Below are 9,249 nucleotides of genomic sequence, written 5' to 3'. Positions count from 1 at the left end.
TACTTTCGCGCGATGTGATGTACTTGCGCCATGCCGACCAGTCGCTTCCTTCAACCTCCTAGGCTGACGGTCCGAGGAGGGACGCCGCCAAAGTTCACACCGATCGCTCGCGATATGACGCAGGAATTACGAATAATATCGTTTATTTTCAAATTATTATCGGAATTTTTAACTCACCGGACATGGCTCCCTGCCGGCGAGTTTCACCCCGCGTTTCGTGTCAACCCGCCCCTCAGCTCCAGGTCGCTTCGGGCGGCAGGCTCATCAGGATCGCGTCGATATTGCCGCCGGTCTTCAGGCCGAACAGCGTGCCCCGGTCATAGACGAGGTTGAATTCGGCATAGCGCCCGCGCCATTCCAGCTGCTGCGCCTTGTCGGCGGGGGTGAAATCCATGCCCATGCGGCGGCGTACCAGCCGGGGGAATACCGCAAGGAACGCCTCGCCCACGGCCTGCGTGAAGGCGAAGTTCGCCTCCCACGCGGCTTCGTCGCCGCATTCGAGGTGATCGTAGAAGATGCCGCCGACGCCGCGATGGACCTTGCGGTGGGGGATGTAGAAATACTCGTCCGCCCAGGCCCTGAAGCGGTCGTAGTAATCGGCGCCGTGGGCATCGCAGGCTGCCTTGAATTCCGCATGGAACTCGGCAGTGTCCTCCTGATAGGGCAATGGCGGGTTGAGATCGGCGCCGCCGCCGAACCAAGCCCTGGTCGTCGTCAGGAAGCGTGTGTTCATGTGAACCGCCGGGACATGCGGGTTCGCCATGTGCGCGACGAGGCTGATGCCGGTGGCGGTGAAGCCGTTGTTCTCGGCCGAGGCCCCGTTGATGGTCGCGGCGAAGTCCTTGGCCAATCCGCCCGAGACGGTCGAGATGTTGACGCCGACCTTCTCGAACACACGCCCTTTCATGAGCCCGCGTGTGCCACCGCCGGTTTCGCCGCCCTGTTTGTCTTCGGCACCCTCCACGGCGGCGCGCTGCCAGGGCGTGTAGCCGAACACCGCATCGGAGCCCCCCTCGCGCTCGATCGCCTCGAATTCAGCGCAAATGCGATCGCGCAAGGTGCGGAACCAGTCGCTGGCGCGCGTCGTGTAGGGGGTCCAGTCCGTCATCCGTGTCCTCATGGCAGGTTGCCGCAACGTGGCACCCTTCGCTTCGCACGGCGCTTGCCAAATCGGACAAGCTGCGGCAAGGAAAAGCCATGGTTCCCTTTTCGTTCTGCGGTCAGGAGATGGTTCTGGTGGACGGCGCCATGCGGGGTGCCTGCGCGCTTTACTGGCCGCGCGAACAGGCGCTGCTGGTCGCCGACCTCCATCTGGAGAAGGCCAGCTTCTTCGCCCGCACCGGCCAGATGCTGCCCCCCTACGACAGCCGCGAGACGCTGGAACGGCTTGCCTCGGCAGTGCGGACCACCGGCGCGCGGCGGGTCTTCGCACTGGGAGACAATTTCCACGACAGCGCCGGACCGGACCGGCTGGAGCCGCACGCCGCCGGGATGCTCGCCGCGCTGACCCGCGCGCTCGACTGGGTATGGATCACCGGCAATCACGACCCGCATCTGGGCGCCGAGGCAGGTGGCACCCGAGTCGAGGAACTGATGCTGGCAGGCCTTGCCCTGCGCCACCAGGCTTTGCCGGGCACATGCGAAGCGGAAGTCTCGGGCCACTTCCATCCGCGCCTGATGATCGAGGCGCGCGGGCGGCGGATTGCGCGCCCTTGTGCGGTGCGCAGCGAGAAACGGCTGATCCTGCCGGCCTTCGGAGCACTGACCGGCGGTATGAATGCGGCCGATCCGGCAATCCTGTCCGCGCTTCAGCCGGCCGATGCGATCGAGGCGCTGGTGCCTGCTCGCGGGCAGTTGATACGCTATCCGCTCTGGCGCAAAGCGGCCTGAATACCTATATGGCGCGCAAGGCCGGTTTTCCGGTCGGGGCGTTCCATCTGCAATCTCGTGAAATCGCGCTTTGCGCGCGAGGACGAATCGCATTAATGACCGCCGAATCCAGCCACGTCGACTGTAACGACTCAGGAGAACGCATATAGCACCCCCACCCCGGCGCATGATGACGCCACCGGTCAAGAGTGGACCGCGCTACAATAACATGATCCAGTCGGACAAGGTCCGCGTCATCGACCATGAGGGCGAGAACCTGGGCGTCATGTACACGCGCCAGGCGATCGAGCAGGCAGCTGAGGTCGGTCTCGACCTCGTTGAGGTCTCCCCGAACGCCGATCCGCCGGTGTGCAAGTTCCTCGACGTGGGCAAGTACCGTTACGAGGCGCAGAAGAAGGCAAACGCCGCTCGAAAGACGCAGAAGACGCAGGAGATCAAAGAGATCAAGATGCGTCCGAACATCGACGACCATGACTACGACACGAAGATGCGCAATGTCGTGCGCTTCATCGAGGACGGCGACAAGGTCAAGGTGACGCTACGCTTCCGTGGTCGCGAGCTTTCGCACCAGCAGCTTGGCATGGACCTCCTGCGCCGTGTGCAGCAGGATGTGGAAGAGATCGCCAAGATCGAAGCCTATCCGCGCATGGAAGGCCGCCAGATGCTGATGGTGCTGTCGCCGAAGTAAGCGATAGCTGTCGGTTTCGACGCAAACGAGGGGCGTGGCCGATGGCCGCGCCCTTTGTCGTTTGAGGATGGGGCTTCGAGACGGCAGAGCGCCATGATCATACCTCCAATCGTCATTGCGAGCGAAGCGAAGCAATCCAGGGCACGGTTATGCCGCCCTGGATTGCTTCGCTTCGCTCGCAATGACGAAGGGTGGCTTAATCCGATACCATCTCAACCCCGCTCAGGCTGAGCTTGTCAAAGCCCCGTGAGCGAAAAGCCGCCGCTCAGCCCTTCCACTCGCGGCGTTCTTCCGCCGCGCGCAGGACTTCGTAGGCAAGTTGGTACGTCTGGAACGCCTTCGCCGCCTCGGCATCATTGGGCTTCACGTCCGGGTGGACTTCCTTGGCCCTGGTGCGCCACGCCTTGCGCACCGCATCGAAGTCCGCGTCGGGATCGAGGCCCAGCGCTTCCAGCGCCCGCAGTTCATCCCGGCTGCGCGACCCGTCGCCCGAGCCGCCCCAGCCGTAATGCTGCGCTTCCTTGTAGCCGGAGGTCTCGGCCTGCTCGCGCGCTTCGCGCGCGGCGGCTTCCTCGGCGTCCAGCCCGGCGAAGTAGTCCCAGCCCGAGTTGTATTCCGCCGCGTGCTTCTGGCAGAACATCCAGCGATCGGGGCTGTTGGGGCTCTTGGGAGCGGGGCATTCGCCGCGATCGTTGCAGCCGTGGCGATCGCACAGGCGTACTTCCACGGCCTCGCGCGCGCTGCCATAGCCGCGCCAGCGCGGAAAACCCCAGTCTGCGGATCGGCGTGCGCGGCTCATCAGATCGGCGATACGCTGCGACTCGACGGGGACGCAACCCCCGTCTGACGCAAAAATATCAATCCAGCGCGCTGGGCACGCCCGCGCGCTGGAAACGGCATCAATCGATGGTGACGGTCACCGCGCGGCGGTTCTGCGCCCACGAAGCCTCGTCCGAACCGAGCGCGATCGGGCGCTCCTTGCCGTAGCTGACGGTGGTGATGCGCGAGGGGTCGATGCCCAGGCTCGCCAGATAGTTCTTGGCGGCATTGGCGCGGCGTTCACCCAGCGCGATATTGTATTCGCGGGTGCCGCGCTCGTCACAGTGGCCCTCGATCGTGGCGCGCTTGTTGGGGTACTGCTGCAACCACTGCGCCTGCTTGGCGAGAGACGCCTGATCCTGCGCATCGACGGTCGATTCGTCGAGGGCGAAGTAGATCGTGTCGGCGCCCATCATCTTGGCGACGAAGTCCGCCTGGCTGCCGGGCTGGGCCATGCCGTAGCCGCCGCTCGACTGGCCGGTGTCGGTGCTGGTCGCCGGGCCGGGATCGGGCGGAAGCTGGGCCGGAGCCTTCTTGCCGCAAGCCGAGATGGCAAGAGCGCCGGCCACGACCAGCGCCGTCGCGCCGACGCGGGTGATGCGCATGGATGAGAGGGAAGAAGGCATCGGCAATCTCCTATGTCGCCGCCATGATACGACTGGCCTGTTGAATGGGCGGCATGGTGTGATGGTTCCGTTCAATTCTCTACACAGTCAAGATGAACGTCGGGCAACCTGAACGCGAGAAAACGGCCCCGGATTTCGCCGGGGACGCCAACTTGCTGCATTCGCCTGCAAATCAGGGGCGGATCGGACCCCAGGCCGGATCCGAGGCGCCCACCGGGGTCGGCAGCTTGCGCTCGTTGCGGCCGGTGAGGTCGACCTGCCAGATCGAGGCGAGGCCGGTGCTCTTGGTCGTGCGGAAGAACTGCACGATGCGGCCGTTAGGCGACCACGTCGGCGCCTCGTCCTGCCACGAATCGGTGAGGTGGCGCATGCCGCCGCCGTTCGGGTTCATCACGGCGACGCGCAAGTTGCCCGCGATGTGCGTGAAGGCGATCTGGTCGCCGCGCGGGCTCCATTCCGGGGTTGCTGCGCGGCCGCCGAAGAAGCTGATCCGGCGCTGGTTCGAACCGTCCGAATTCATAACGTAGACCTGCTGACTACCCGAGCGGTCGCTCTCGAACACGATCTGCGAGCCGTCGGGCGAATAGCTGCCGCCGATGTTGATTCCGGGGCCGTTGGTCAGGCGCTGCGGGGTGCCGCCGCCTGCCGAGGAGATGCGGTAGATGTCGGTCGTGCCGCCCTTGGCCATCGAATAGAGCACCCACTTGCCGTCCGGCGACCAGCGCGGCGCCAGCGTTGGCGCACCGGTGCGGGCGATCAGCGTCTGGCGGTCGGTCGCAAGGTCGTAGGCGTAGATGCTCGGCTGTCCGTTGAGGTAGGACAGGTACATGATCTTGCTGTAGTCCGGCGAATAGCGCGGGGTGAGCGCCATCGACTGGCCGCTGGTCAGGAATCGGTGGTTGGCCCCGTCCGAATCCATGATCGCAAGGCGCTTCATGCGATGGTCCTTGGGACCGGTCTCGGCGATGTAGGCGATCTTGGAATCGAAGAACGGGCTTTCGCCCGAGAGGCGCGAATAGACCATGTCGGCGCACTTGTGCGCGGCGCGGCGCCAGTCGGACGGGGGAACCTGCCAGCCGCCCTTCACCAGCTGCTGCTTGAGCTGCACGTCGTAGAGATAGCAGCCGATGGTGAGGTTGCCGTCGGCGCCTGCGCGCACGAAGCCCTGCACCAGCATGTCGGCGCTGCGCGCGGCCCATGGCGTGTAGTCCGGCGCCTGAATCTGGCCATAAGCGGGCTGCGGCAGGCCGTCGGGGCCGGAGGGCTTGAACAGGCCGTTGTTCTTGAGATCGCCCGCGACGACTTGCGCCAGTGCACGGCCGAGCTGGCCGGTCGTGCCCGCATTGGTGCGGGTCGGCACGTCCTGATCGGTGGCGAAGGTGGTGATGGCGATGCCGAGGTCGTTCCACGCACTGTCGTCGGACACCGTAACCTCGAGGCCACCGTCCTGCGGCGGCGGCGCGTTCACCACGGGTGCCGGGGCGCCTTGCGCGAAGGCCGTACCCGATACCGCCACACTCGTCGTAAGCATCAATCCCAAGGCGAGAACACGGGTTATCTTCATTGCGATAGCCTTCTGTCAAACGTGGTCGTGACGACCTTCCAGCCCTCGTAGAGATCGTCGGGCAAGTTGAATGGCGCCGCAAGCCTTACCGCACGCACGGCCTGTTCCTGATGGCGTTCCACCTGCGCGCGGTTGGAGGCGTTGACGCCGCTGGTGCCGATCACCTCGGGCGCGCCGGCAAGGCTGCCGTCGCGGTTGAGGCGGAAACGCACCTTGGTGGTCAGCAGTTCGACGTCGGCGCCCTGCGGCGCCTGCCAGTGCGGCTTGAGCTGCCGGTTGATCGCCGCGCCCAGCGCCGACCGGGCCGAAGGGCCGATCTCGGAGGCAGGCGTGCCGGTCGGCTTGGGCGCGCTGGAAGTGGCGCCCGGCGTGCCCGGCTTGAATGCATCGTCGAAAGCACTGGTGCCCGCCTTCTTCGGCGGCGTCGCCGAATTGCTCGATCCCGAAGACTGCCCTGCGGTGGCCGGCTTGGTCGCGGGCCTTGTCGCAGGCTTCGCAGCGGGTTGGGGCGAAGGCTTGCGAACGATGTCATCGATCGCGCTCGACTTGCGCGGCGGCGCCTTGGGCGCGGGCTTTGCCGCAGGCTTGGGCGGCGTCGGCTTCGCTTTGGGCGGAGTCGGCTTGGGGAGCGCGGGCTTGGGCTTCTCCACCGGCTTGGGTTTCGGCTTCGGAACCGGCTTGGGCTCGGGTTTCGGCTCAGGCTTGGGCTTTTCCACCACGCGCGGGGCGGGCTCCGGAGCGGGAGCCGGTTCGGGCTCCGGCGCAGCCGCAGGTTCGGGCGGGGGCGGTGCTGCCGCTGGCGCGGGCTGGCCCAGTTCCGGGCTCTTGTCCGGAGACGCCTCGCCGGGATTCGGCGCAGTCGAGGTCGCCGCGACCTCGTCGCTGATCGTCACCTCGATACGCTCGGGCGGCTTGACCACGTTGTTCGAGCGCGGGCTGTACAGGATCGCAGCCAGCACCGCGCCGTGCAACAGCACGGCGACGACGAGGCCGACCCTCTCATCCTTGCGCACACCCAGTACCGCCATCAGACCGACCCTACCCGGCGCGCCTTAACCGCCGCTGACATCGGTAACCAGCGAGATCGAGGTGAAGCCTGCGCGGTTGAGTTCGCCCATGACTTCCATCACCCGGCCATAGTCGAGCGCCTTGTCGGCGCGCAGCGTCACCAGCGGCGGCTTGCCGTCGGGACCGGCGGGCGTGGAGGCCAGACGCTCGGGCAGTTCGCCGGACGCGAGTTCGTCCTGCTCGTAGAATACCGCGCCGTCGCGGCGCAGGGTGATGGTGATCTGGCCCTGCTCCTCGCTCATCGCCTTGGCGCGGCTTTCGGGCAGTTCGATCGGCACCGCCGCCTTCAGCAGCGGCGCGGTGACCATGAAGATGATCAGCAGCACCAGCATCACATCGACGAGCGGCGTGACGTTGATCTCGGCCATGGGGCCGCGACCGCCGCGTCCGCGACGCCGACGTCCGCCGCCTCCGGACATCCCCATCGCCATCAGCGCTGCTCCAGCTGGCGCGTAAGGGCGGCATGGAGGTGATCGGCGAAGCGCTGCAGGCGCGCCTCGAAGCCGTTCACCTTATGCGAGAAACGGTTGTAGGCGATGACCGCCGGGATCGCCGCAAACAGGCCGATGGCGGTGGCGAACAGCGCCTCCGAGATGCCGGGGGCGACGACCGCGAGCGAGGAATTCTGCTGCTGGCCGATATCGAAGAAGCTCTTCATGATGCCCCACACCGTGCCGAACAGGCCGACGAAGGGCGCCACCGAACCGACGGTTGCCAGGAAGTTCAGACGGTCGGAGAGCTTGTCCGCCTCCTCGCCCACCGAGGAATTGAGGATCGTCGCGATGCGCTGGCGGGCACCCTCGGCATCGATGCCGGGGCCGACGTTGCGCTTGAATTCACCGAGGCCCGCGCCTGCGACCTTGCCCATCGGCACGTCGCCGCGCTTGCGCTCCTTCTGGTAGGTGTCGAAGTTCTGGGCCTCCCAGAAGCCTTCCTCGTACTCGTCGCAGCGGCGGCTGATCGCCCCCATGCGCACGATGAAGGTGACGATGATCATCCATACCCACACGCTGGCGAGGACCAGCCCGGCCATGATCGCCTGCACCACGATGTCGGCATCGAGGAACAGTTTCACCGGGTTGAGATGGTTGTCGTCACCGGCGAAGCTGATGGTCGAGGCAAGCAGGTCGAGCGTCATTCTGGTCCTTCCGGGGCCGGAGCGGCGATGGGTTCAAGTGTGGCGAAAGCCTGTTGCCAGGCCTCGGGCTGTCGGCGCGGTCGTCCTTCAGGGCTGATGAACGCGACCTTTACGGCCGCCTCGCATAGCCTGACATCACCCCGCAATGCGACCTGTCGCAGCACACTGGCGACGCGGCCGGTGCTTTCGGCCCAGGTCTCAATGATGACGGTATCGCCCAGCCGCGCCGGCGAGAGATAGCGCAAGTTCGCCTCGGCCACGGTGTAGAGTCCGGTGCCCGCCTCCAGCGAGGCGCGCTGGTCGATGCCGAGCACGTCGAGCAGGTCGGAGCGGGCACGTTCGAACCAGCGCAAGTAGTTGGCGTGATAGACCACTCCGCCCGCGTCGGTGTCCTCGTAGAACACGCGCAAGGGGTAGCGGTGGACTTTGCCGTCGATCACGCCCGATTGAGGCATGAGGGGGGAGGATGGTGCGTCCGTCATTCCGGGCGGTTGTGTAACGGGGAGCAGGGCGACTTCAACCCCGGGAGCGCAGGAACCGGCCTTGGAGGCTGTATTGCGGGGTAAATTTTCGGTGGACAGCGGTGGAAGTACCCACCCCTGCCCCCTCCCGCACACGGGAGGGGAATGAGAGACCGGCGCTACGCCCTCCCGCTCGCGGGAGGGCCGGGAGGCTTATGAGCGCAGCGCATTAGCCGGACGGGTTGGGCAAAAGGCCCTACTCCCCGATCATCTGGAAGAACTGGCGCCCACCGAAGATGTGCACATGCAGATGCGGCACTTCCTGATGGCCGTTGGTGCCCATGTTCACCATGAGGCGATAGCCCGGCCCATCGAGTTCCAACTGGCGCGTAACATTGCCCACCGCGCGCATGAACCCGGCAATCTGCGCATCGTCAGCCTTGGCGGTGAAATCGTCCCACGAGACGTAAGCGCCCTTGGGGATCACCAGCACATGGACCGGCGCCTGCGGGCGAATGTCGTTGAAGGCGAGCGCGTGGTCGTCCTCGTAGACCTTCGAGCACGGCAGTTCGCCGCGCAGGATCTTCGCGAAGACGTTGTTGTCGTCGTAAGGCAGCTTCGGATCGATGGGCATCGGGTTCTCCGGTTCAGTCCTTCGGGCGCGCAGCTTTCTCGGCAATCCCCGAGACACCTTCGCGGCGGTCCAGTTCGGCCAGCACGTCGGCCAGCGGCACGTCCTTGGCGCCGAGCAGGACCATGAGGTGGAAGATGAGGTCCGCCGCCTCTCCGACCAGCGCCTTGTGATCCTCGGTCAGCGCCGCGATCACGGTTTCGGTCGCCTCCTCGCCCAGCTTCTGCGCGATCTTGCGCAGGCCCCTGGCGTTGAGCTTGGCGACATAGCTGGAATCGGGATCGGCCGCGCGGCGCTCGGCAATCGTGGCTTCGAGGCGTGCGAGAGTGTCGAGGCTGCTCATGCCCTGCCCATGCGGTGCAGG

General features: G+C 65.8%; 12 protein-coding genes. 2 read left to right on the top strand and 10 right to left on the bottom strand.

All coding sequences use genetic code 11. From position 1 onward, the window contains the following. Nucleotides 1-232: 232 nt before the first annotated feature. Complete coding sequence (gene hemF, locus BES08_RS17205) at nucleotides 233-1,108, bottom strand: oxygen-dependent coproporphyrinogen oxidase (protein ID WP_069709038.1); 876 nt, start codon at nucleotides 1,106-1,108, stop codon at nucleotides 233-235. Nucleotides 1,109-1,197: 89 nt separating this feature from the next. On the opposite strand from hemF, the gene pdeM reads away from it, so the two are divergent. Continuing rightward, on the top strand, nucleotides 1,198-1,890 hold the full coding sequence (gene pdeM, locus BES08_RS17200; RefSeq protein WP_008831773.1) for a ligase-associated DNA damage response endonuclease PdeM: 693 nt from the start codon (nucleotides 1,198-1,200) through the stop codon (nucleotides 1,888-1,890). A 166-nt stretch (nucleotides 1,891-2,056) separates the two neighbouring features. Then, a complete protein-coding gene (gene infC, locus BES08_RS17195) occupies nucleotides 2,057-2,578 on the top strand; it encodes a translation initiation factor IF-3 (protein ID WP_036528118.1) in 522 nt (173 codons plus the stop codon). 265 nt (nucleotides 2,579-2,843) lie between these two features. On the opposite strand, the gene BES08_RS17190 is transcribed toward infC, so the two are convergent. From BES08_RS17190 to BES08_RS17150, 9 genes are all read right to left on the bottom strand, one after another. Then, nucleotides 2,844-3,377, bottom strand: a complete 534-nt coding sequence (locus BES08_RS17190; protein WP_069709037.1) for a J domain-containing protein — start codon at nucleotides 3,375-3,377, stop codon at nucleotides 2,844-2,846. Between the two features lie 100 nt (nucleotides 3,378-3,477). Then, the gene (gene pal / locus BES08_RS17185) at nucleotides 3,478-4,023 is read right to left on the bottom strand and encodes a peptidoglycan-associated lipoprotein Pal (RefSeq protein WP_008831776.1); all 546 of its coding nucleotides are present in this window, start codon (nucleotides 4,021-4,023) and stop codon (nucleotides 3,478-3,480) included. A 172-nt stretch (nucleotides 4,024-4,195) separates the two neighbouring features. After that, nucleotides 4,196-5,587 (bottom strand): Tol-Pal system beta propeller repeat protein TolB, encoded by a 1,392-nt coding sequence (gene tolB, locus BES08_RS17180; protein ID WP_069709036.1) that lies wholly within the window; start codon nucleotides 5,585-5,587, stop codon nucleotides 4,196-4,198. Next, nucleotides 5,584-6,615, bottom strand: coding sequence for a cell envelope integrity protein TolA (locus tag BES08_RS17175; protein WP_069709035.1), 1,032 nt, complete (start codon nucleotides 6,613-6,615; stop codon nucleotides 5,584-5,586). The genes tolB and BES08_RS17175 overlap by 4 nt, the downstream gene beginning before the upstream one ends. A 24-nt stretch (nucleotides 6,616-6,639) precedes the next feature. After that, entirely contained in the window at nucleotides 6,640-7,086 is a 447-nt protein-coding gene (locus BES08_RS17170) for an ExbD/TolR family protein (RefSeq protein WP_036528115.1), read from the bottom strand. Next, nucleotides 7,086-7,793 carry a protein TolQ gene (tolQ, locus tag BES08_RS17165; protein WP_008831780.1) on the bottom strand — a complete coding sequence of 236 codons (708 nt, stop codon included), beginning with the start codon at nucleotides 7,791-7,793 and terminating at the stop codon, nucleotides 7,086-7,088. The genes BES08_RS17170 and tolQ overlap by 1 nt, the downstream gene beginning before the upstream one ends. Further along, nucleotides 7,790-8,248 (bottom strand): YbgC/FadM family acyl-CoA thioesterase, encoded by a 459-nt coding sequence (locus BES08_RS17160; RefSeq protein ID WP_156799896.1) that lies wholly within the window; start codon nucleotides 8,246-8,248, stop codon nucleotides 7,790-7,792. The genes tolQ and BES08_RS17160 overlap by 4 nt, the downstream gene beginning before the upstream one ends. A 262-nt stretch (nucleotides 8,249-8,510) precedes the next feature. Next, complete coding sequence (locus BES08_RS17155; RefSeq protein WP_069709033.1) at nucleotides 8,511-8,888, bottom strand: histidine triad nucleotide-binding protein; 378 nt, start codon at nucleotides 8,886-8,888, stop codon at nucleotides 8,511-8,513. 13 nt (nucleotides 8,889-8,901) lie between these two features. Continuing rightward, complete coding sequence (locus tag BES08_RS17150; protein ID WP_008831783.1) at nucleotides 8,902-9,228, bottom strand: phosphoribosyl-ATP diphosphatase; 327 nt, start codon at nucleotides 9,226-9,228, stop codon at nucleotides 8,902-8,904. Between the last annotated feature and the right edge of the window lie 21 nt (nucleotides 9,229-9,249).

The sequence above is a fragment of the Novosphingobium resinovorum genome, assembly GCF_001742225.1.
Classification (GTDB): domain Bacteria; phylum Pseudomonadota; class Alphaproteobacteria; order Sphingomonadales; family Sphingomonadaceae; genus Novosphingobium; species Novosphingobium resinovorum_A.
Note: the sequence above shows the minus strand (reverse complement) of the source record. Positions and strands in the feature narration are given on the sequence as shown.